Below are 22,535 nucleotides of genomic sequence, written 5' to 3'. Positions count from 1 at the left end.
CCCTGGAGGCCCCATGAACCGCACCATCGCCGTCACCGGATCCGCCTCCGGCATCGGGGCCACCCTGGCTGCGCTGCTCACCGAGCGGGGCGACACCGTGATCGGGGTCGACCTCGCCGACGCCGACGTGGTGGCCGACCTCGCGAGCCCCGAGGGGCGCGCCGCGGCGGTCCGGGCGATCGCCGAGAGGGCCGACGGCCGGCTCGACGGGCTGGTGACCTGTGCGGGCACCTCGATCCCCGGGCCCGCGATGGTCCGCGTCAACTACTTCGGCAGCACCGAGCTCGCGACCGGCCTGCAGCCGCTGCTGGCCGCCTCCTCGGACGGCCGGGTCGTGCTGGTCGGCTCGATCTCAGGGACCCAGCCGTCGTACGCCCCGCTGGTCGAGGCCCTGCTGGCCGACGACGAGCAGCAGGCGCTCGAGCGGGCCGACGAGGTGGTCGTCGCCGCCGGGCACCCGTCGCAGATCTACCCGTCGACGAAGTCGGCCCTGGCCCAGTGGGCCCGGCGCACCTGCGTCGCACCCGGCTGGGCCGACGCCGGCATCCCCGTCAACGTGGTCGCCCCCGGGGTGGTGCTGACCCCGATGACCACCGCCCTGGTCGCCGACCCGCAGATGAAGCAGGTCATGGACGCCGCCGTGCCGATGCCGCTCCACGGCTACGCCCCGCCGGCGGCCCCGGCCGCCCTCGCCGCCTGGTTGGTGAGCGCGGAGAACACCCACGTCACCGGCCAGGTCGTCTACGTCGACGGCGGCGCCGAGGCCACGCTGCGGTCGGCCGACCACTTCTGAGCCGGTCGGGCCGGACTCAGCCGTTGAGGGTCTCGATCCCGGTGGTGTCCAGCTTCGCGACGCTGTACGCCGCGTAGGTGCGGTGCTCCGGGCGGTCCGCGAAGTAGGAGCCCAGCTGCTGGTCCATCTCGGCGGTGGTGAAGGTGCCGTCCGCGGCCGTGAAGGTGTTCTCGACGGTCGGGGCGGCCATCAGGGCCACGAAGTCGCCGTAGACGATGAACACCTGGCCGCTGATCCGCTCGGAGGCCGGCGAGCCGAGGTAGCCCACCAGCGTGGCGACCCGCTCCGGCGCCAGGATGTCGAGACGGCCGGTGTCGGCGTCGTCGGCGAAGACGCTCGAGGTCATCTCGGTGCGCGCGCGGGGGCAGATGGCGTTGGCGGTGACGCCGTAGCGCGACAGCCCGCGGGAGGTCGACAGCGTCAGCGCGACGATGCCGGCCTTGGCGGCGGCGTAGTTGGCCTGGCCGGGTGCGCCGAAGAGGAAGGCCTCCGAGGCGGTGTTGACCACGCGCCCGTACACGGGGCCACCGGCGGCCTTGGACGCCGAGCGCCAGTGCACGGCCGCCGCCCGCGACACCGCGGCGTGCCCCTTGAGGTGCACCCGGACGACGTCGTCCCACTGCTGCTCGGACATGTTGAACAGCATCGTGTCGCGGGTGATGCCGGCGTTGTTCACCACGACGTCGAGGCTGCCGAACCCGTCGACGGCCGCCGCGACGAGCTCCTCGCCCAGGGCCCAGCTGCCCACGTCGCCCTTGACGGCCACGGCCCCGGGACCCATCGCCTGGATCTCCGCGACCACCGCGTCGGCGGCGTCGCCGATGTCGTTGACCACCACGTTGGCGCCCTGGGCCGCCAGGGCGAGCGCCTCGGCCCGGCCCAGGCCGGCGCCGGCGCCTGTCACGATCGCGGTGCGTCCGGTCAGGTCGGTGCTGCCCATCGGCTCACGTCTCCTCGAGTCCTCGGCGTCGGGACCTGGTGCCCCGGCCGGTCGGCCCGACCCTAGGAGCGGTCGTCGGATGGTCCCCCCGGAGGTTCCACTGAGCAGGAGAGCAGCGGGCGGGGCCTCGGCATCGGCACCCATGATGGGCGCGATCCGCGACCCCGCGGGCGCTCGACGTGAGGTGGGACGATGGCTTCGTTGACAGGACAGGTCGCGCTCGTGACCGGTGCCGGGCAGGGCGTGGGGCAGGGGATCGCCCTCGCGCTGGCCGCCGAGGGGGTCGAGATCGCCGTCGTCGGGCGCACCGCCGCCACGCTGGAGACCACCTGCGAGCTGCTGCGGGCCCGCGGGGTGCGCGCCGAGCCCTTCGTCTGCGACATCGTGCAGGTCGACACCATCGCCGCCGTGGTCGACCAGGTCGCCGAGACGATGGGCCGCATCGACATCCTCGTCAACAACGCCTACACCGGCGCCTACGGGCCGCTGCTCAGCCTCACCGACGAGGCCGTGCAGCGCTCGTTCTCGTCCGGTCCGCTCGCGACGCTGGCGTTCATGCGGGCCTGCCACCCGCACCTGTCCGCCCGGGGTGACGGGCACATCGTCAACCTGGTCACCTCCGCGATGGTGCGCTGGGACCCCACGACGTACGGCGCCTACGCGGCGGCGAAGCAGGCGGTGCGCTCCCTGACCCGCACCGCGGCGGTCGAGTGGGCCCGCGACGGGATCCGCGCCAACAACATCGCCCCGCACGCGCTGTCGCCCGGGCTCAAGGGCTGGACCGAGCGCTTCCCCGAGGAGGCCGCCGAGTTCGTCGCGACGATCCCGCAGGGGCGCATCGGTGACTGCGAGGACGACATCGGTCGCGCGGTGGTCGCCCTGGTCGGCAGCGACCTGCGCTACCTGACCGGCGCCACTCTCCCGCTCGACGGCGGCCAGGCCTTCTTCGGATGAGCACGGTCGCTGCTCCGGGCCCCGACGCCCCCGCCGGCGACTGGCTGGGCGTGCACCTGGGCGAGCGCACCGTCGGCTACGACGAGACCCGGGCGATCCTCTACGCCCTGGCCGTCGGGGCCGCGCCCGACGACCTCGACCTGGTCCTCGAGGACCGGCTGCGGGTGCTGCCGACCTTCGCGCTGACCCTGGCGCAGTGGGCTCCCGACGCGCTGGGTCGCGCCGGCGCCTTCGACGTGACCACCGCGGTGCACGGGTCGCAGCGGCTCGAGGTGCTCGACGTGCTGCCGCGGGCCGGCGAGCTGGACCTCAGCGCCCGGGTCACCGCGGTGTGGGACAAGGGCACGGCCGCGGTCTTCGACGTCACCGTCGAGAGCCGCTGCTTCCTCGCCACCTGGTCGCTGTTCGCGCCGGGTCGGGGCGGCTTCGGCGGCGAGCGCGGCCCGCGTGCGCCCGGCCGGCCGGAGGGGGAGCCCACCGGGCAGCACTTGGTCCCGACCGCGGCCAACCAGGCCGTCCTCTACCGGCTCCTGGGGGACCGGCACCACATGCACGTCGTGCCCCAGGCGGCGCGGGCCGCCGGCCAGCCGCGGCCGTTCCTGCACGGCCTGGCCTCGCTGGTCGGGGCCAGCCTGCCGCTGGCGCGCAGCCTCGGCGCGCACCCGGCCGACGTACGCCTGCTCGAGGGGCGTTTCGCCGCCCCGGTCTTCCCCGGCGACGTGCTGGAGGTCGACTCCTGGGCGGGCGACACCGACCGGGACCTGCGCTTCGCCGTCACGACCGACACCCGACTGGCCATCAGCGGCGGCGCGCTCACCGTGGGCTGAGGCCGGCCGCCGCTCGGGTCCGACACTCGCAACGTCCTCCCGGTCAGTGGGAGAAGCCCTGTGTCGTGGCTCACCCCTACCTACTCTTTCTCCTGACCGGGCCGTTCGCGGCCCCCACCCGAAGGGATGCACCGGATGCGACCAGCACCCCACCGACCACCACGTCGAGGTGAGCACTGATGCGCACACCGCTGAAACGGCTCTCCGAGCTGGCAGTAGTCCTGCTCCTGGTGAGCTTCGGCGTCTTCATGCTGGTCTCGCTCCTGCCCGGGGACCCCGCGGTCTCCATCCTGGGTGAGGGGCGGACCCCGGCTGAGTACGCCGCCAAGCGCACCGAGCTCGGCCTGGACGGCAACGTCCTCTCCCGCTACGCCGAGTGGTTGGGCTCCGCCCTGACCGGCGACCTGGGTGCCTCCCTGGTCCCGCCGCAGAGCGACGTGCTCTCGCGAGTGCTGAGCGCGCTGCCCGTCAGCGCCCAGCTCGGCGCCATGGGCCTGGTCATCGCCCTGCTGCTCGCCGTCCCGCTGGCGATGTGGAGCGCCGCCCACGAGGGGGGCCTGATCGACCGGGCCATCGGCGCCTCGATGTTCGCGGTGCTCTCGGTGCCCTCGTTCCTCGCCGGGCTGCTGCTGATCGCGATCTTCTCGAACGGGCTCGGCTGGTTCCCCCGCGCACAGTGGGTGCGCCTGAGCGAGGACCCCGTCCAGAACCTCTACCACGCCATCCTGCCGGCGCTGACGATCGCGCTGATGGAGCTGGCGCTGTTCACCCGGGTGCTGCGCAACGACCTGATCGTCACGCTGCACGAGGACTACATCCTCGCGGCCAGGGCCAAGGGCATGTCCCCGCGCCGGATCCTCGTCGCCGACGCCCTGCGGCCCTCGTCGTTCTCGTTGGTCACCCTGCTGGGCATCAGCATGGGACGGCTCATCGGCAGCACCGTGATCGTGGAGTACCTCTTCGCGCTGCCCGGCATGGGCAGCCTCATCGTCAATGCCGCCAACCAGGGCGACTTCCCGATGGTCCAGGGGGCCGTCCTCCTGGTCGCGCTCATCTACGTCGTGGTGAACGCCGGCATCGACCTCTCGTACGGCTACCTTGACCCGAGGACGCGACGTGTTCATGCCTAGGAAGCCGACGCTCGTCGGCACCACGATGTCCCGCGGACGGATGACCGGCCTCGGTGCGGTCCTGCTCGTCGCCGGGCTGGCCCTGATGGTCTTCGGGTGGAGCACCCCGGCCCTCGTCCTCGCCGTGAAGGCCCTGCTCTTCCTGCTCGGCCTGGGCCTGGTCGTGCAGGGCCTCTCGCGCCTGGTGTGGGGCTGGCGCGGTGAGCGCCCCGACATGCTGTTCCTGCTGGCCTCCGCGTGGCTGGTGCTGCTGATCGCGGTCGCCGCCCTCGCGCCGCTGCTGCCGCTGGGCGAGCACGTCGACGTGGCCACCGCGCTCAGCGAGCCGAGCTACCAGACCCCGGTGCTGACCAGCGAGCACCCGCTCGGCACCAACAACTACGGCCTCGACATGCTGGCGCGCTCGGTCTACGGGGCCCGGACCTCGCTGATCGTCTCCCTGATGGCCGTCACCATCGGCACGCTGATCGGCGGCTCCATCGGAGTCGTGGCCGGCTACTTCCGTGCCGGTGTCGACAGCGTGATCGGGATCTTCACCAACGCCCTGCTCGCCGTTCCGCCGCTCATCCTCCTGATCGCGCTCGGAACGGTGCTCGACCCGAAGATCCGCAACATCGCGCTCGCCCTGGCGCTGCTGACCATCCCGAGCATGATCCGGCTGGCCCGCGCCAACACCATCGCCTTCGCCCAGCGCGAGTTCGTGCTCGCCGCTCGGGCGATGGGAGCCACCAAGCTGCGCGTGATGGTCCGGGAGCTGGTGCCCAACGTCGTGCTGCCGGTCTTCTCGATGGTCATCGTGATGATCTCGGTGCTCATCGTGGCCGAGGCGTCCCTCAGCTTCCTGGGCCTGGGCATCCAGGCCCCGGAGCCCACCTGGGGCAACATGATCGCCGAGGCCGAGGGCGGCACCATGGAGGACTACCCGCACATCGTGCTGGTGCCCGGCGCCTTCCTGTTCCTCACCGTCTTCTCCTTCAACCTGCTGGGCGAGAAGGCCCAGAAGCGTTGGGACACCAGGAGTGCCAAGCTGTGATCACCGAGAACCTGCTCGAGGTCGACGACCTCCGCACCACCTTCCAGACCCCGCGCGGCGCCGTGTGCGCCGTCGACGGCGTCTCCCTGACCCTCAAGCCGGGGGAGACCCTCGGCATCGTGGGCGAGTCCGGCTCGGGCAAGTCCGTGCTGGGCCGCACCATCATGGGGCTGATCTCCAACGGCCCCACGACCTCCGTGACAGGTTCGGTGCGCATCGCCGGTCAGGACGTGCATGCCCTGAGCGCGAAGCGTCGCCGCAAGCTGTGGGGACCGACGGTGGCGATGGTCTTCCAGGACCCGATGACGTCGCTGAACCCGGTCAAGAAGATCGGCACCCACATCACCGAGGCACTGCGCCTGCACTTCTCGATGGGCAAGACCGAGGCCCGCGACCGCGCCATCGAGCTGCTCACGCAGGTCGGCATCCCGGAGCCGACCCGACGCATGACGCAGTACCCCCACGAGCTGTCCGGCGGCATGCGCCAGCGCGTCGTGATCGCGATGGCGCTGTGCTGCGGACCGGACCTGCTGATCGCCGACGAGCCGACCACCGCGCTCGACGTGACGGTGCAGAAGCAGATCCTCGACCTCCTGGCCTCCCTGAGCCAGACGTTGAACATGGCCACGATCCTGATCAGCCACGACCTCGGGGCCGTCGAGGGACGCACCGACCGGGTGCAGGTCATGTACGCCGGTCGGGTCGTGGAGTCGTCGGGGACCGGCACCGTCTTCGCGGAGCCCGGCCACCCGTACGCCGAGGCGCTGCTGGCCTCGATCCCGCGCATGGAGGACAAGCCGCACACGCTGCTGCGCGCCATCGACGGCACGCCCCCGGACATGATCTCGCCGCCGCCCGGCTGCCGGTTCGCTCCGCGCTGCCAGTACGCCCAGGACCGCTGCGTCCAGGAGTCGCCGCCGCTGCTGGACCACGTCGGCTCCGCGAACCCGCACCTGATCGCCTGTCACTACCCCCTGATCGTCCCTGCGCCAGGCTCGGCTGCTGCCGCTGCGCGCACGCTGCTCGAGGAGACCCGCTGATGGCCGGCAGTGGAACCGCGCACATGCGCACCGACGCCAGCCCCGTCCTGACCGTCGACGACCTCGTCGTGGAGTTCCCGGTCGGGCGCGGCATGAAGGTGCACGCGGTGTCCGGCATGAACCTGGACCTGCTCCCGGGGGAGACCCTGGGCATCCTCGGTGAGTCCGGGTGCGGCAAGTCGACCGCCGGTCGGGCCCTGATGCAGCTCCCCGCGCCCACCTCGGGCCGGGTGCTCCTGGGCGAGCGCGAGCTGACGGGCCTGCCCGGGCGGGCGCTGCGTCGGGCCCGCGCGAAGATGCAGATGATCATGCAGGACCCGACCTCGTCGCTGAACCCGCGGCGCAAGGTCAAGGACCTGGTCGCCGAGGGCCTGTCCATCTGGGGCTTCGGGGGGAGCGAGGCGGACAAGGAGAAGCTGGTCCGCGAGACGCTCACCGCGGTGGGCCTGGACCCGGACGTGGTCTGGGACCGTCGCGCCCACGAGCTGTCCGGTGGTCAGTGCCAACGGGTGTGCATCGCGCGGGCCCTGATGATGAACCCGACGGTGCTGATCTGCGACGAGCCGGTCTCCTCCCTCGACGTCTCGGTGCAGGCGCAGATCCTCAACCTGCTGGAGCGCACCAAGGAGCAGTACTCCCTGAGCATGATCTTCATCGCCCACGACGTGTCGGTGGTCAAGAACATCAGCGACCGGGTGATGGTGCTCTACCTGGGCAAGACCTGCGAGGTCATCGCCTCCGAGGACATCAACGACCACGCCGCCCACCCCTACACGCGGATGCTGCTCTCCTCGATCCCGGGGGCGAACGACCGCGACGGGGACCTCACTCCCACCTCGACCGAGCTGCCCTCGCCGATCAACCCGCCGTCGGGCTGCCGCTTCCGCACCCGGTGCCCGCTGGCCACCGACCAGTGCGCGACCCAGGAGCCCGAGCTGCGCGAGGTCCGGCCCGGCCAGTTCGTCGCCTGCCACCACCCCGTCCTGTGACCACCGTGCCAGGACAGGACGCCACGGCGCTCGCAGCAGCGATCCGCGACGGGGAGCTGAGCGCCCGGGAAGCCGTCGAGGCGAGCATCGCGCGCATCGAGCGGCTCGATCCCGGCCTCAACGCCGTCATCGGCACCCGGTTCGAGGCCGCCCTCGAGGACGTCGAGCGGGGGCTCCCGCCGGGACCCCTGACCGGGGTCCCCACGCTCGTCAAGCCGCTCGCCGCCGACGTCGCAGGGCTGCCCAGCGCGGGCGGCTCACGGCTCTTCGCCGACGTCGTCGCCCAGCAGGACAGCGAGCTCGTCCGGCGCTACCGAGCGGCCGGGATGGTCGTGCTCGGCACCACCAACACCCCCGAGCTGGGCAAGAACGGCACCAGCACCGAGCCGCTCCTGCACGGCCCGACCCGCAACCCGTGGGACACCTCGCGGTCGACGGGTGGCTCCAGCGGCGGCTCGGCGGCCGCGGTGAGCGCCGGTCTGGTCCCGGTGGCGCACGGCAACGACGGTGGCGGCTCGATCCGGATCCCGGCCGCGATGTGCGGTCTCCTCGGCCTCAAGCCGAGCCGCGGCCGGGTGCCCGGAGCGCCGTACGACTCCTCGCTCGCGGGCCCCGTCAGCGTGCACCACGTGCTGAGCACCTCCGTGCGCGACTCGGCGCTGCTGCTCGACCTGACCTCGACGACACCGCCGGGGGCGCTCTTCGCGGCCCCGTCCGAACCGGCCGGGTTCCTCGCTCGGATGCAGGCCGGACCGGGTCGGCTGCGCATCGGTGTCGCCACCACGGTCCCTGACGGCCCCGACACCGACCCCGAGTGCGCGGCAGCGGTGCGCCGCGCCGCCGACCTGCTCGACGACCTGGGCCACGAGGTCGTGGAGACCGAGCTGCGCTACCGCCTCGGCGAGGTGCTCACCTGCTCGGGGCGGGTGATGGGGGCCGGTCTCGTCGCCCTCGTCGACGACCGTCTCCAGGAGCTGGGGCGGGAGCTGCGCGAGGACGACATCGAGCCGTTCACCCGGGCCATGTACGAGCGCTACTCCACCCTCTCCGCCGCCGACCTGGTGCGCGCCCTGCAGGGCTTCGAGCGGATCGCGCGCGAGATGGGCACGACGTACGCCGACCTCGACGTCGTGCTCACCCCGACCCTGGCCCGACCGACCCCGGAGCTGGGCGTGGCCGACCCCCGGCGTCCGGACACGATGTACGAGCACGGCCGGCTGATCTCGGCCTACACCTCGATCTGCAACGTGACCGGAGCCCCGGCCGTCTCGGTGCCCTTCGGCACCGACGAGCGCGGGATGCCGATCGGCGTGCAGGTGATCGCCGACCTCGGCGGCGAGGGCCTGCTGCTGGCCCTGGCGGCCCAGCTCGAGCAGGCGGCCCCCTGGCCGACCCACGCCCCCTTCGCCGACCCGGCGCAGATGTCGCGCTGACCCGGCGCGAATGTCGCGCTGACTCGCGCTGGGGTTGGACGCCGGGGCTCACGCACGTCTTCTCGACTGATCGCTACGATCGGCGGCACCGAGCCGAGGAGGGACGATGCGACGACTCACGACCACTTTCCTGAGCGCGGCCGCCGTCGCTGCACTCGCGGCGGCCTGCGGCAACGGGGCCGAGCCGACCAGTGCCGATCCGAGCAGCGCCGAGCCCAGCAGCACCGAGCCGAGCAGCACCGAGCCGAGCAGCACCGAGCCGAGCAGCAGCAGCCCGACCACCTCGTCGGAGCCCACCGGCACCCCGGCCTTCCCGCAGGGCACGGCCGACCAGACGGCCGAGAACTCGGGGGAGTGGGACCTCGTGCTGGTGGACGTGCGCGTAGGTGAGCACGAGGGCTACGACCGCGTCGTGCTCGAGTTCTCGGGTTCGGGCACCCCGGGCTGGGCGGTGGGCTACGTGGACGAGGCCGTCCTCGACGGGAGCGGCGAGGGCGTCACGCTCGACGGCAGTGCGGTGCTGGACATCTACGCCTCGGGCACGACGTACCCGGCGGATGACGGAGAGTCCTACGACGGCCCCCGGCAGTTCGCACCGGGGGACGGGGGCGAGGTCGAGGACGTCCACGTCGGTGGCACGTTCGAGGGCTACACGCAGGTGCTGGTCGGGATCGACGACGATCCGGCCCCGTTCCGGGTCTTCGCGCTCACCGGCCCACCGCGCCTGGTGGTCGACGTCCTCGACGACTGACCCCAGGAGACGCGCGAGTCGGCCCAAATGTCGCACTGAGTCCGCGCGGTTCGCGCCGACTCAGTGCGACATTTGGGCCGACTCGCGCAGTCTTGGTCTTGGTCTTGGTCTTGGTCCCTGGTCTTGGTCCCTAGTCCTTGGTCCTTGGTCCCTGGCCCTGTCTCTCGGCCCCTGGTGCCGGGCAGGGAGTGCCGGTCCCGGGAGCGCCGAAGCCCCGGCCCTCCGTAGGGAGGACCGGGGCGACGGGTGTGTCAGGTGCGGGTCAGGTCAGTCCTGCGAGATCCAGGCCTCGTCGAAGAGGACCGCGGCCTCGGAGGTGGGCTGGATGCCGTGGACGTTGTCGCCCCAGGCCTCGAAGAAGGCGCCGCCGGAGAGGTTGATGTAGGGCACCTCGTCCTTCCACAGCTCCTCGATCTCGGCCATCGTGTCGAGACCCTCCTCGGGACCGACCGCGGTCTTCAGCTCGGCGAGCAGCGCGTCCATGTCGGGGTTGGCGTAGCGACCCGGGTTGGAGCCCGAGGTGCTGTTCAGGGCCACGTAGAGGCGCGAGTACGGGTCGGAGTCGGAGATCGAGGTGCCACCGAGGGCGATGTCGAAGTCGCCGTCGACGTAGATCTTCTTGACCTGGTCGGCGACCGTGTTGACGAGGTCGAGGGTGACCTCGAACCCGGCGGCCTCGAGCATCGCCTTGATCGCGACCGCGCCGGCCTTGGCGGAGGCGTCCGACTGGCCGAGGTAGCGCACCTTGCCGTCGAAGCCGTCGGCCTTGGCCTCCTCGAGCAGTGCCGCGGCGGCCTCGACGTCGGCCTCGACGGGCTCGACGTCGGTGCTCCAGGTGGAGAAGTCAGCCATCAGGCTGCGGTCGGCCAGGTCGGAGGCGTCGGTGGTCCGCTGCAGGTAGGTGCCGGCGTCGATGGCCAGGTTGATCGCCTGGCGCACGCGCACGTCGCTGGTCGGCGTGCCCTCACGGGCGTTGAGGTTGAGGGTGCGCGCACCGCTGACGGCGTTCATCGCGCCGGCCCAGCCCTCCTCGACCGCGTCGACCACGATGTCGTCCTGGCGCAGGTAGGCCACGTCGACCTCGCCGGCCTCCAGCGACTGGTACTTGGCCGTGTCGGTCGGGATCAGCAGGAACTCGATGGCGTCCAGCGGGGGGCGACCGTCGAAGTAGTCCTCGTTGGCGACCACGGTGGTCTTCTCGCCGGGCGCCTGGTCGTCGAGCACGAACGGGCCCGCGCCGATGGGCTGGAACTTCTCGGGGTTCTTGTACGCGGCCGGCGCCATGATCAGGCCGGGGCCGCCGGCGAGCATCTGCGGGAACGTCGCCCAGGGAGAGGTGAAGGTGAAGGTGACCGTGCGCTCGTCGGTGGCCTCCATCGAGTCCAGGTTCGACTGGATGGTGCTGCCGCCGAAGCCGTAGCCGGCGAAGTAGTAGTTGAGGCTGCCCAGGACCGCCTTGGCGTCGAGGGGCGTGCCGTCGGTGAAGTCCACGCCCTCGCGCAGGGTGAGGGTCCAGGTGGTGCCGTCGTCGTCGGTCTCGAGCGACTCGGCCAGCTGCGGCTCCCAGGTCTCCGACTCCATGTCCCAGCGCATGAGGGTGTCGTAGACCGACGCCATCACGTTCAGGCCGGTCTGGCCGGTGGCGTAGGTCTGGATCGGGTTGAGGGTCGCGGCCTCGGAGTACTCCACGACCTTCAGCGTGCCGCCCTCCACGGGGTCACCGGCCTCCTCGACGTTGACGAGCCCGTCGACGTAGATCTCCTTGGCGGACTCTGCTGTCGAGGACGACCCCTCGTCGGTGCTGTCGCTGCTGGCGCAGCCGGTGACAACGAGCGCGCTGGAGCACAGCACCGCTGCCACTCGAGCCCGCATCGAGATGCGTGTGTTCACTGTTCCTCCAAGAGTGGGTGCACGGGACAGGCCGGTGCCTGCAGGCCGAACGAGCAACCTGTGCGAGCCGTCACAGTAGGTACGCCCGCAGCGGCGTGGCCCGGCTCACTCCCACTCAGTGGGCGGTGGCCGTGGCGCCGGTCTGGTCCGGCGCCACGAGTCAGCGGGTGTGGGCGATGTAGACGTCGCAGGGGGCCTGGTGGGCCACGGCGGTGGCGATGCTGCCCAGCAGTCGACCGGGACCCTGCACTCGCCGGTTCCCGACCACGATGAGGTCCGCCCCGGTCTCGGTCGCGGCCTCGACCAGCGCGTCTGCCGGCTTGCCCTCCACGGCTGTGCCGACGATGTCCGAGGCGATCGAGGAGAGCTGGGCGGCGACCCGCTCGGCGGTGCCGGCAGCGACGCCGGAGGCGGTGAGGTGCCAGTGGTCGCTGCCGTCGCCGACCTCGGTGACGCTCTCCTTGGCGTAGGCGCACACCACGTGCAGCCGGGCGCCGGTGCTGCGGGCCAGCTCGGCTGCGGTCACGGCGGCCCGTCCGGCGGTCTCGCTGTCGTCGACGCCCACGATGATCGTTCGCATTGTCTTCTCCTCCGGCCCCGGGCGCGCACGGCCCGGACGGTCCGGGTCCACGATCCCGCGTTCGGGGCGTCCGCGCAGCCCCGGTCTGCTCAGCGGGACCCCGGCGAGGCCCGCCCGGGGGTGTCGCTGAGTGGGATGCCTGCGTGCCGGGCGCCGGGCTTGCCGGACACTGGGGGCGTCCTGTCCCCTGTCCGGGAGCCCCGATGACCCCCAACCAGTACGACGTGCCGCACGGTGACGTGCAGCGACCCCGCTCCGACGTCGACGCCGCGACGGTGACCGAAGCCGGCGAGCGGCTCGTCCTCGCCCTCACGAGCGTGACGCCCTGCGCCCCGGTGCGCGACCTGATCGGGTCGACGGACGTGGCGGCGGCGTACCTGGTGCAGGAGCACCTCAACGCCACGCGGACCGCCGCGGGTGCGCGCGTGGTCGGTCGCAAGATCGGCGCGACCTCCGAGGCGGTGCAGACCCAGCTCGGGGTCGACCAGCCGGACTTCGGCGTGCTCTTCGACGACATGGGCTTCCCCGACGGCGCCGACATCCCGGTCGAGCGGCTCCTGCAGCCCAAGGTCGAGGCCGAGGTGGCGTTCGTGCTGTCCGAGGACCTCGCCGAGGGCCCGCTGGACCTGGCCCAGGTGCGCGGCGCGATCGCCTACGCGGTCGCCGCGATCGAGATCGTCGACAGCCGCATCCAGGACTGGGACATCTCGTTCGCCGACACCGTCGCCGACAACGCCTCGTCGGGCCTCTACGTGCTCGGCACCCAGCAGCGCACCCTGGCGGAGGTGGAGCCGGTCGAGGTGACCATGTCGATGAGCATCGACGGCGAGGAGGTCTCCACCGGCACCGGCGCCGCCTGCCTCGGCGACCCGCTCAAGGCCGTGGCCTGGCTCGCCCACCAGGCCCGCACGTTCGGCGAACCGCTGCGTGCCGGCCAGGTCGTGCTCTCCGGCGCCCTGGGCCCGATGCGTGCGGTGACCCCCGGCGCCACCGTCGTCGCCGAGATCAGCGGCCTCGGCTCCGTGACCGCGCACTTCCCGACCACCGACCGCCAGCAGGCCCACCAGCAGGCCCACCAGCAGGCCCACCAGCAGGCCCACCAGCAAGCGCAGCAGAAGGACCAGTCATGACCGAGAAGAAGACCAAGGTCGCCATCATCGGGTCGGGCAACATCGGCACCGACCTGATGATCAAGGTGATGCGGCACTCCCAGCACCTCGAGATGGGCGCGATGGTCGGCATCGACCCCGCCTCCGACGGCCTGGCCCGGGCGGCGCGCTTCGGCGTGCCGATCACCGCCGAGGGCGTCGAGGGCCTGGTGGCCATGGAGGGCTTCGACGACATCGACATCGTGTTCGACGCCACCTCCGCCAAGGCCCACGTCGCCAACGACGCGCGGCTGCGCCCGCTCGGCAAGCGCCTCATCGACCTGACCCCGGCCGCGATCGGGCCCTTCACCGTGCCTGCGGTCAACCTCGACGCCCACGTCGACGAGACCAACGTGAACATGGTGACCTGCGGCGGACAGGCCACGATCCCGATCGTGGCCGCGGTCTCGCGCGTGGTGCCCGTGGAGTACGCCGAGATCGTCGCGTCCATCGCCTCGAAGTCGGCCGGCCCCGGCACCCGCGCCAACATCGACGAGTTCACCGAGACCACGTCCCACGCGATCGAGGTGGTCGGCGGCGCCAAGCGCGGCAAGGCGGTGATCGTGCTGAACCCGGCCGAACCGCCGCTCATCATGCGCGACACCGTCTACTGCCTCGTGGTGGCTCCGGACGCCTCGATGCACGACGAGATCCGCGCCTCGGTGGAGAAGATGGTCGGCGACGTCGCGGCCTACGTGCCCGGCTACCGGCTCAAGCAGCAGGTGCAGATCACCGAGATCCCCGCCGACCAGCCGGTCGAGACGCTGCTCGCCGAGGGCGAGACCACCCGGCCCACCCACCAGGTCTCGGTCTTCCTCGAGGTCGAGGGCGCCGCGCACTACCTCCCGGCCTACGCCGGCAACCTCGACATCATGACCTCGGCCGGCCTGCAGGTCGCCGAGCGGATGGCTGCTGCCAAGGAGAACGCCCGATGAGCACCCCCACCCAGCCCGCGGTCGAGACCGCCGGCGGCCCCGAGATCTTCATCCAGGACGTCACGCTGCGAGACGGCATGCACGCCGTGCGCCACCGCATCGACCCCGCCGACGTACGTCGCATCGTCACCGCCCTCGACGCCGCCGGTGTCGACGCCATCGAGGTGGCCCACGGCGACGGCCTGGCCGGCGGCACCGTCAACTACGGCCCCGGCTCGCACACCGACTGGCAGTGGATCGAGGCGGCGGCCGAGTCGATCCGGAACGCCCGGCTCACCACCCTGCTGCTGCCCGGCGTGGGCACCATCAAGGAGCTCGAGCTGGCCTACAGCCTCGGCGTGCGCTCGGTGCGGGTGGCCACGCACTGCACCGAGGCCGACGTCGCCGCCCAGCACATCGCCAAGGCCCGCGAGATCGGCATGGACGTCTCCGGCTTCCTGATGATGAGCCACCTGGCCCCCGCCGACGAGCTCGCGCGCCAGGCCAAGCTGATGGAGTCCTACGGCGCCCACTGCGTCTACGTCACCGACTCCGGGGGCCGCCTGACGCTGCGCGGTGTCGAGGACCGGGTCCGGGCCTACCGTGACGCGCTCGACCCGGGCACCGAGATCGGCATCCACGCCCACGAGAACCTCTCGCTCTCGGTGGCCAACTCGGTCGTCGCCGTCGAGAACGGCGTCTACCGCGTCGACGCCTCGCTGGCCGGTCACGGTGCGGGCGCCGGCAACTGCCCGATCGAGGCCTTCGTCGCGGTCGCCGACATCTACGGCTTCGGCCACCGCTGCGACGTGTTCGCGCTGCAGGACGCCGCCGACGACATCGTGCGACCGCTGCAGGACCGCCCGGTGCGGGTGGACCGCGAGACGCTGACCCTCGGGTACGCCGGGGTCTACTCCAGCTTCCTGCGCCACGCCGAGGCCGCAGCCGCCCGCTACGACCTCGACGTGCGCTCGATCCTGATGGAGTGCGGCGCCCGCCAGCTCGTCGGCGGCCAGGAGGACATGATCGTCGACATCGCGCTCAACCTCGTCGCCCAGCGCGAGACCGTGCCGGCCGGGGCCTAGTCGGCCCGGCCGGCCCGGCCGGGCCGGTCCTGGTCGGGCCGGGGGACCTCGCGGCGCACCACCTTGCCGGTGGCGTTGCGCGGCAGCGGCTGGTCGGTGAGGCGCCAGCGCACCGGGACCTTGAAGTAGGCCAGCTGCTCACCGACGTGGTCGGCCAGCTCCTCGGTCGTCACCTGGGCGCCCTCGGCGAGCACGACGACCGCGCCGGGGACCTGGCCCAGCGCCTCGTCGTCGAGGCCGAGCACCACGACGTCGGACACCGCCGGGTGCTCGGCGAGCACGGCCTCGATCTCACCGGGGTTGATGTTCTCCCCGCCGCGGATGATCAGGTCGGCGCGGCGGCTGCTGAGCCGCACGCGGCCCTGCTCCATCACGCCGATGTCGCCGGTGTGCAGCCAGCGGTCCTCGCGCAGCGCCGCGGCCGTGGCCTCGGGGTGGCCCCAGTACTCCTTCATCACGAACATGCTGCGCACGCACACCTCGCCCTCGACGCCTTCGGGGAGGGCGCGGCCCTGGGGGTCGCGGATCTCCACCTGCACACCGAGGACCGGTCGACCCAGGCTGCCCGGTGCCTCGGCCAGGTCCATCGGCGACGCGACGGCGACCGCGGTGCACGTCTCCGTCAGCCCGTAGGAGTCCACGAGCATCGAGGCGAACGGCAGGCCGTCGCGCAGCCGCTGCTTGAAGGCGGGGGAGGAGGGGGCCGAGGCGAGCGCGAACGCGCGCAGCGACGAGGTGTCGTACGCCGACAGGTCGGGGTGCTCCAGCATCCGGTGCGCCATGGTCGGCACGGCACCCCAGTTGGTGACGCGCTCGGACTCCACCAGGCGCAGCACCCGGTCGACGTCGAAGGCTCCGAGGTGCAGCGCGACCTTCGACCCGGTCGCCAGGCGCGGGACCGCCAGGTTGTGCAGCGAGCCCACGTGGAACAGCGGCATCGTGAGCAGGTAGGTCTTGTCGCGGGGGTCGGTGGGGTCGCCGAAGATGGCGGCCACGGCGTCGTTGAAGCGGTGGTACTCCACGACAGCGAGCACGTTGCGGTGCGTGTGCACCACGCCCTTGGGGTGCCCGGAGGTGCCGGACGTGAAGAGGATGACCGCGGGGTCGTCCTCCTCGACGTCGCTGCTGGGCAGCGGCGCCCCGTCGTGACGGGCCAGGAGTGCGGGCAGGGCCTCCTCCATGGCGAGCACCGGGGTGCCGGGGCCGACCAGGGCGGCCCGCTTCGCGTCGGCCACGACCAGCACCGGCGTGGTCTGCTCCACCGCGGCGGTGGTCTCGGCTGCGGACCACCAGGCGTTGAAGCCGACCGCGATGGCGCCGAGGGAGGTGACGGCCCAGAAGGTCTCGATCCACTCCGGTCGGTTGGCGGCGTGGATCGCCACCCGGTCGCCGGGCGCGACGCCGTGCTCCTCCTGCAGCCCGGCGGCCAGCGCCGAGACCCGTCGCGCGTGCTCGGCGAAGGTGACGCGGTGCTCGGCCGTGGCGAGGTAGACGCGGTCCCCGTGCTCGACCGACTCCGCCAGCAGCTCGTGCAGGGCGCGCCGCCGGCGGACGAAGACCGGCACGACGCTGCCCAGCACCTCCTCGGGCACCAGCTCGAAGGGTCCGCCGGGGGCGAGCAGGGCGTCCAGGGGCGAAGGGGCGTCGGAGGCCGGCGCGGAGGTCGTCATGCGCGTGAGACAAGCACGTCCGGGCCCGCGTGGCGAGGAAACCGTCCGGCCTGCGGGACTTCCGGTGAGCAGGGCGGCGGGTTGACGTGCGCGCCGGTGACCGCGAGCCTCCACGCATGCACCTCCTGGACGACCCGGTCTGGGTCGTGGCCCTGGTCTCGGCCGGCATCTTCGTCGTGGCCGGGGCGGCCCAGGCCGTCTCCGGGTTCGGGCTGGCCCTGGCCGCGGTGCCTCTGCTGACGTGGGTGGTCGGGCCGGAGCAGGCCGTCGCCGTGGCCGTGGTGGTCGGGGTCGTCGTCACCGCCCGCGGCTGGGCACAGCACCGCTCCGAGGTGGACCCGGCGCGGGTGCGCCGTCTCACCGGGTGGGCGGTCCTCGGGCTGCCGCTCGGGCTGGTGGCGGTCACGCTGATGAGCACCCGTGCCCTCGCGGTGCTGATCGCGGTCACCGTCCTGCTCCTGGTGGTCGCCCTGGCCTCCGGGGTGCGGCTGCCCGCCGGGCGTCCGGCCGAACGGGTCGCCGGCGCGGTCAGCGGCGCCCTGCTGACCTCGACGGCCATGAACGGTCCGCCCCTGGTGCTGGTCCTGGACGGGGCCGGACTGGAGAAGCGCTCGTTCCGGGCCACCCTCCAGGCGGTCTTCTGCCTGCACGACGTGATGGCGATGGCGGCGTTCGCGGTGCTCGGTCTGCTGACCACCACGGTGCTGGTCGCCTCCGGTGGTGGCGTGGTCGGGGTGCTGGTGGGGTGGTGGCTGGGCGACCTGGTCTTCGAGCAGCTCTCGCCCACGACGTTCCGCCGGCTCGTGCTCGGCGGCCTCGTGGTCGCGAGCCTCGCCGCGCTGGCCGGCGCGCTGGCCTGACGGGCCCAGACGGGCCGCCGCGTGGCGATGCACCGGCGAGCCGGCGCGCGCGCTACGCTGGAGCAGTACCCGGGTGCGCTCGGGTCCGACCAGTACCGATCCCGTCGCTGCGGGCCCGCGGACCCTTGGTCCGTCGTCTGGCTCGCCGACGCCGCCGGGACGTGCTGGAGCGTCGTGTCGTGACCGGCCTGCTGGCTCCGTGACACGTCGTACGCCCGGGTGCACGGGGTTGCGGACGGTGGTGAGGAGCCCCGCCGCGCGAGTGCATCGGTGTCACTCCAGAGGGGAAGCTTGTGGCTCAACGAGGCCAGCGTCGGTCCGGCGGCACCCGTACGGCGCCGCGCGCCCAGCGACGTGCTCGTGACCTCGACAACGAGGGCATGATCCCGGTCCTGGCCAAGGCGGTGCGCGAGGTCGAGGGCGCGGTCCAGCGCGGCGCCGTCCGGCCCTCGGTGCGCACGAAGTTCCAGGTCGTGGCCCACCTCGTGCGCGAGGAGCGGGCCCGGATCAAGGCCGACACGGAGACCTCGGAGGGGCAGAAGGCCGCCCAGCTCAAGCGGCTCGACGGGGTCGCGACGATCCTGGCCAAGACCTCGACGCGCGACACCAGCCTGCTCGGGCTGCTCGTCGAGGACGCGGACTTCTCGCACTCCGCACGCGAGCTCAAGGCCGAGATGCAGCGCGCCGCCGGCTTCGAGGTCACGGTCGAGGAGCCCACCCCGACCAGCGACGTCACCAGCGACGTCTCCCTCGAGCGCCGGGTGGTGCCGCCCTCGGTGGTGTCGCGCCAGCTGGCCAACCCCTTCCTCGTGCCCGACTTCGAGGTGGCCGACGTACGGCGCCCGCGCACCGGCCGGCTCGCCGGCTGGGAGCTGCTGGGCCCCCTCTTCCGCTCCTTCGAGTACGCCGGCGGCGGGGCGCCCGCCTGCATGCCGCTGCCCGACCCCTCGGCCGTGCGCGCCCCGGAGGGCATGACCCTGATGGCCCACCAGGCGCAGCTGGTCGCCGCGGTCGCGGCGGGGCACCGCAGCTTCCTGCTCGCCGACGAGCCCGGTCTCGGCAAGACGGCGCAGGCGCTGCTCGCCGCTCAGGCCGCCGACGCCTACCCGCTGCTGTGCGTGGTGCCCAACGTGGTCAAGACCAACTGGGCCCGGGAGGCCGGGCTCTGGACCCCGCACCGTCCGGTCACCGTCATCCACGGCGACGGCAGCGACATCGACGGCTTCGCCGACATCGTGGTCGTCAACTACGAGGTGCTGGACCGCCACGTGGGCTGGCTCGGCGACCTCGGCTTCAAGGGCATGGTCGTCGACGAGGCGCACTTCATCAAGAACAAGTCCTCCCAGCGCAGCCAGCACGTCCTGCAGCTCTCCGAGCGGATCCGCTCGCGCACCGCGAACCCGCTGCTGATGGCGTTGACCGGCACCCCGCTCATCAACGACCTCGAGGACTTCCGCGCCATCTGGCAGTTCCTGGGCTGGATCGACGACCGCAAGCCGCTGGGTCGGCTGATGGACGCCCTGGAGGAGACCGGGCTGACCCCGGCCGAGCCGGCCTTCTACGGCGCCGCACGGGCCAAGGTCATCGACATGGGCATCGTGCGCCGCCGCAAGGTCGACGTGGCCGCCGACATCCCCGCGCGCCGGGTCGCCGACCTGCCGGTCGAGCTGGACGACGCCCTGGGCCGCTCCATCCGCGACGCCGAGCGCGAGCTGGCCCGTCGCCTGGTCGCCCGCTACCACTCCGCGCTCGAGACCCGCACCTCCGGCTCGGTCGTCGACGGCATCGACCACGAGCTGGTGCGTCGGGTGGCGACGTGGGAGCGCGAGGACACCGCGAGCGCGAAGAACGGTGAGAACGTCTTCTCGATGATGCGCCGCATCGGCCAGGCCAAGGCGGGCCTGGCCGCCGACTACGCGGCCCAGCTGGCGCGCAGCGTCGGCAAGGTCGTGTTCTTCGCCAAGCACATCGACGTCATGGACGTGGCCGAGGCGACCTTCGCCAAGCGCGACCTGCGCTACGTCTCCATCCGCGGCGACCAGACGCCGAAGGTGCGCGAGGCGGCGATCAAGGCCTTCCAGGAGGACCCGGAGGTCGCTGTCGTCGTCTGCTCGCTCTCGGCAGCCGGGGTCGGGTTGAACCTGCAGGTCGCCTCGAACCTGGTGCTGGCCGAGCTGTCGTGGACCGACGCCGAGCAGACCCAGGCCATCGACCGCATCCACCGCATCGGCCAGGAGCTGCCGGTCACCGCGTGGCGGGTGATCGCGGCCCAGACCCTCGACACCAAGATCGCGGAGCTCATCGACTCCAAGGCCGGGCTGGCCGCGGTGGCGCTGGACGGCTCGGACGAAGGGGTCGGCTCGTCGGCCGACGTGCAGCTCGAGGCCCTGGTGGCGCTGCTCACCGAGGCGCTGGAGGCCGAGCAGGACCGCTGACCCCGCGCCGCACCGCCCAGGCGCGCACGGCCCGGTCGACGAGCAGCACGACCGCGGCGCCGGCGACGGCGTCGAGCACCCAGTGGTTGCCGGTGAGCACCACGACCACCGTGGTCAGGACGGGATAGGCCCACACCGCCCTCCGCCAGGACGGCGGCACCACCCGTGAGAGCGCCAGGGCCACCCAGACCGCCCACCCGACGTGCATCGACGGCATCGCGGCGAGCTGGTTGGTCATCGACCCGAGCCCGCGCGGCGCCGACGCGCTGCCGCCCCACCAGCCCCACGGCGCGGTCTGGGCGAGCACGTCGACGTAGCCCGGCATCAGGCGCGGGGGAGCGACCGGCACCGCCAGGTAGCACGCGAGCGCGGTGAGGGTGGCGGCGACCAGCACCGTGCGCGTCGTGCGGTACGTGTCGGGGCGGCGCAGCCAGATCCCGAGCAGCACCAGGCCGGTGACGGCGTAGTGCGTCACGGAGTACCAGTACGACGCCGCCACGCCGACGCCCACGTGCGCCGCGGTCCAACCGTTCAGCTCGGCCTCCACCGCGATCCCCAGGCCCTGCTGGACCTCGAGGATCCAGCCCGCCACCTCACGCGCGCTGTGCGCGTCGTCGCTGGCCAGCAGGCGAGAGGCGGTGTAGCCCAGGTACAGCACTGCGAGGAGGCCGACCTCGCGCACGGCAGGCAGCGCTCGGGCGAGGGGCGTCCCGGTGCGGGGGGCAGCATCGGCGGCGACGTTGCTCATCTCTCGATGATGCCCGCCGATCCCGGCCGGCGCCGCCCCGTTACGGGGGAGATGCCGCAGCCGGAGCAGTCGATCGGCGACACCCCTTGCCACATCCGTGGTGGTGTGTTCAACTCTTGTAAGAGAACTTCAACAAGATGTTCAACTATGAAGGAGGAGTCATGGCGACGACAGGCGACATCAGCACCCAGGCCGTGGACGGATCCCGCACCGACGAGGTGGTCGACTGGACCGACCTCGGCCGCCGGATGTGGTCGTTCCTGACCGGGCGCGAGGCGGCGATCCACTACGCGTTCGAGGACGTGAGCGTCGAGGTGCCCCGCGACACCGGTCCCCGGGCCCCGCGTGCGACGTGGAAGATCGATGGTCGGCTGACCATCACCACGACCGACAACGGCGACCTGGTGCCCCCGGGCGCCGAGAAGTGAGTCGACGATGAGCACCCAGGTCTCCGCCGACCTGCGCTTCAGCCTGGAGCGGGAGGGCCGGAGCGACCTGCACGGGCACCTGAGCGGCGTCGGCAACCGGCTGACCCTCGACGTCGACGACCCCGGCGCCTTCGCGGGTGCGGGTGACGCACCGGTGATCCGCCAGGTGGCAGCGGAGCTGGCCGCGCGCGACATCGTGCTGCGCGTCGTGCGCGGCGAGACGCACCTGGTCACCCTCGGTGCGGTCCGCGCTCCCTGGTGGCAGCGCCGGTTGACGCGCTCGAGGCGCATCCGGCTCGGCAGCCTGCGAGGTGCCTGGACGTCGGCGCGCTCCCGGGCGGCCGGTCGTGGTCCGGTCCTGCCCGGTCTCGACCTCAGCCCCCCGGCCACGTTGTGGCCGCCCTTCCCGACGATGCACCCGCAGGGACGGCGCCGCGTCACCACCACCCACGACCCCGCCGGCGGCGGCAACCCGCGGCTGGTGCTCGTGCGCGAGCAGGTCTGGGGCGGCGAGCGGCAGCCGGTCTTCTGGCTGGCGGAGCGGCAGAGCATCGGTTCCGACGCCTCCTGCGACATCGTGCTGCCGGGCCTCGAGCCGGTGCACGCCGTGATGACGCACGACGAGCGCGACGAGTACGTCGTGCACCCGGTCGCCGGGCTCAGCCGGGTGCACGGGGCGCCGGTCGTGGAGCCGGTCCTGATGCGCACCGGCAGCCGCCTCGACCTCGGCGGGCACCACCTCGTCTTCACGCGGGAGGAGCACGCCGACCACGGCCGTCCGCACGGTGGTCGGGTCGGGGGCGAGCTCGGTCACCAGGCCCCGCAGCCGCCGCGACCCCAGGCGCCCCGGGCTCCCGTGGCCCAGGTGGCCCTCGAGCAGCTCTGAC

Annotated in this window: 21 protein-coding genes; 16 read left to right on the top strand and 5 right to left on the bottom strand. The window is 72.5% G+C overall.

Features of this window, described 5'->3' with window-relative positions:
* Positions 1–13 precede the first annotated feature (13 nt).
* Positions 14–793, top strand: a complete 780-nt coding sequence (locus I601_RS02815) for an SDR family oxidoreductase (RefSeq protein WP_068106162.1) — start codon at positions 14–16, stop codon at positions 791–793.
* A 16-nt stretch (positions 794–809) separates the two neighbouring features.
* Here I601_RS02815 and I601_RS02810 read toward each other — a convergent pair whose 3' ends face one another.
* The gene (locus I601_RS02810) at positions 810–1,733 is read right to left on the bottom strand and encodes a 3-oxoacyl-ACP reductase (protein WP_068106159.1); all 924 of its coding nucleotides are present in this window, start codon (positions 1,731–1,733) and stop codon (positions 810–812) included.
* 192 nt (positions 1,734–1,925) lie between these two features.
* Between I601_RS02810 and I601_RS02805 the strand changes: the two genes are divergently transcribed.
* The 8 genes from I601_RS02805 to I601_RS02770 all read left to right on the top strand — a co-directional run bounded on the left by I601_RS02805 (position 1,926) and on the right by I601_RS02770 (position 9,890).
* Positions 1,926–2,687 carry an SDR family NAD(P)-dependent oxidoreductase gene (locus tag I601_RS02805; protein WP_068106156.1) on the top strand — a complete coding sequence of 254 codons (762 nt, stop codon included), beginning with the start codon at positions 1,926–1,928 and terminating at the stop codon, positions 2,685–2,687.
* Positions 2,684–3,514, top strand: coding sequence for a MaoC/PaaZ C-terminal domain-containing protein (locus tag I601_RS02800; RefSeq protein WP_068106155.1), 831 nt, complete (start codon positions 2,684–2,686; stop codon positions 3,512–3,514). Before I601_RS02805 ends, I601_RS02800 begins: the two co-directional genes overlap by 4 nt.
* 179 nt (positions 3,515–3,693) lie before the next feature.
* The gene (locus I601_RS02795) at positions 3,694–4,644 is read left to right on the top strand and encodes an ABC transporter permease (RefSeq protein WP_179948553.1); all 951 of its coding nucleotides are present in this window, start codon (positions 3,694–3,696) and stop codon (positions 4,642–4,644) included.
* Positions 4,637–5,677 (top strand): ABC transporter permease, encoded by a 1,041-nt coding sequence (locus I601_RS02790; protein ID WP_068114231.1) that lies wholly within the window; start codon positions 4,637–4,639, stop codon positions 5,675–5,677. The genes I601_RS02795 and I601_RS02790 overlap by 8 nt, the downstream gene beginning before the upstream one ends.
* Positions 5,674–6,717 carry an ABC transporter ATP-binding protein gene (locus tag I601_RS02785; protein ID WP_084527063.1) on the top strand — a complete coding sequence of 348 codons (1,044 nt, stop codon included), beginning with the start codon at positions 5,674–5,676 and terminating at the stop codon, positions 6,715–6,717. The genes I601_RS02790 and I601_RS02785 overlap by 4 nt, the downstream gene beginning before the upstream one ends.
* Positions 6,717–7,706, top strand: coding sequence for an ABC transporter ATP-binding protein (locus tag I601_RS02780; RefSeq protein ID WP_068106147.1), 990 nt, complete (start codon positions 6,717–6,719; stop codon positions 7,704–7,706). The genes I601_RS02785 and I601_RS02780 overlap by 1 nt, the downstream gene beginning before the upstream one ends.
* Before the next feature lie 5 nt (positions 7,707–7,711).
* Positions 7,712–9,139 carry an amidase gene (locus I601_RS02775; RefSeq protein ID WP_084527975.1) on the top strand — a complete coding sequence of 476 codons (1,428 nt, stop codon included), beginning with the start codon at positions 7,712–7,714 and terminating at the stop codon, positions 9,137–9,139.
* 106 nt (positions 9,140–9,245) lie between these two features.
* A complete protein-coding gene (locus I601_RS02770) occupies positions 9,246–9,890 on the top strand; it encodes an AMIN-like domain-containing (lipo)protein (RefSeq protein ID WP_068106142.1) in 645 nt (214 codons plus the stop codon).
* A 267-nt stretch (positions 9,891–10,157) separates the two neighbouring features.
* Here I601_RS02770 and I601_RS02765 read toward each other — a convergent pair whose 3' ends face one another.
* Positions 10,158–11,780 (bottom strand): ABC transporter substrate-binding protein, encoded by a 1,623-nt coding sequence (locus tag I601_RS02765; protein WP_084527061.1) that lies wholly within the window; start codon positions 11,778–11,780, stop codon positions 10,158–10,160.
* A gap of 160 nt (positions 11,781–11,940) precedes the next feature.
* A complete protein-coding gene (locus tag I601_RS02760; protein ID WP_068106140.1) occupies positions 11,941–12,360 on the bottom strand; it encodes a universal stress protein in 420 nt (139 codons plus the stop codon).
* Positions 12,361–12,563: 203 nt separating this feature from the next.
* Between I601_RS02760 and I601_RS02755 the strand changes: the two genes are divergently transcribed.
* The 3 genes from I601_RS02755 to dmpG are packed head-to-tail and all read left to right on the top strand — an operon-like array spanning position 12,564 to position 15,507.
* Positions 12,564–13,490, top strand: a complete 927-nt coding sequence (locus I601_RS02755) for a 2-keto-4-pentenoate hydratase (protein WP_084527059.1) — start codon at positions 12,564–12,566, stop codon at positions 13,488–13,490.
* A complete protein-coding gene (locus tag I601_RS02750; protein ID WP_068106137.1) occupies positions 13,487–14,443 on the top strand; it encodes an acetaldehyde dehydrogenase (acetylating) in 957 nt (318 codons plus the stop codon). The genes I601_RS02755 and I601_RS02750 overlap by 4 nt, the downstream gene beginning before the upstream one ends.
* Complete coding sequence (dmpG, locus tag I601_RS02745; RefSeq protein ID WP_068106134.1) at positions 14,440–15,507, top strand: 4-hydroxy-2-oxovalerate aldolase; 1,068 nt, start codon at positions 14,440–14,442, stop codon at positions 15,505–15,507. Before I601_RS02750 ends, dmpG begins: the two co-directional genes overlap by 4 nt.
* Here dmpG and casG read toward each other — a convergent pair.
* Positions 15,504–17,177 carry a steroid-24-oyl-CoA synthetase gene (gene casG / locus I601_RS02740; protein ID WP_068106131.1) on the bottom strand — a complete coding sequence of 558 codons (1,674 nt, stop codon included), beginning with the start codon at positions 17,175–17,177 and terminating at the stop codon, positions 15,504–15,506. The genes dmpG and casG overlap by 4 nt on opposite strands.
* Before the next feature lie 116 nt (positions 17,178–17,293).
* Between casG and I601_RS02735 the strand changes: the two genes are divergently transcribed.
* Positions 17,294–18,037: a sulfite exporter TauE/SafE family protein gene (locus tag I601_RS02735; protein WP_068106128.1), complete on the top strand. Its 744-nt coding sequence runs from the start codon at positions 17,294–17,296 to the stop codon at positions 18,035–18,037.
* Positions 18,038–18,330: 293 nt separating this feature from the next.
* On the top strand, positions 18,331–20,472 hold the full coding sequence (locus I601_RS02730) for a DEAD/DEAH box helicase (protein WP_068106125.1): 2,142 nt from the start codon (positions 18,331–18,333) through the stop codon (positions 20,470–20,472).
* On the opposite strand, the gene I601_RS02725 is transcribed toward I601_RS02730, so the two are convergent.
* Entirely contained in the window at positions 20,438–21,220 is a 783-nt protein-coding gene (locus I601_RS02725; protein WP_068106123.1) for a phosphatase PAP2 family protein, read from the bottom strand. The two genes, I601_RS02730 and I601_RS02725, sit on opposite strands and share 35 nt — an antisense overlap.
* A gap of 161 nt (positions 21,221–21,381) precedes the next feature.
* Between I601_RS02725 and I601_RS02720 the strand changes: the two genes are divergently transcribed.
* Positions 21,382–21,648, top strand: coding sequence for a hypothetical protein (locus I601_RS02720; RefSeq protein WP_068106120.1), 267 nt, complete (start codon positions 21,382–21,384; stop codon positions 21,646–21,648).
* A 7-nt stretch (positions 21,649–21,655) separates the two neighbouring features.
* The gene (locus I601_RS20655; protein ID WP_084527057.1) at positions 21,656–22,534 is read left to right on the top strand and encodes an FHA domain-containing protein; all 879 of its coding nucleotides are present in this window, start codon (positions 21,656–21,658) and stop codon (positions 22,532–22,534) included.
* The last annotated feature ends 1 nt before the right edge of the window (position 22,535 follow it).

It is taken from the genome of Nocardioides dokdonensis FR1436 (assembly GCF_001653335.1).
Classification (GTDB): Bacteria; Actinomycetota; Actinomycetes; order Propionibacteriales; family Nocardioidaceae; genus Nocardioides; species Nocardioides dokdonensis.
The sequence above is the reverse complement of the archived record's forward strand: the minus strand, read 5'-3'. Positions and strand labels throughout refer to the sequence as shown.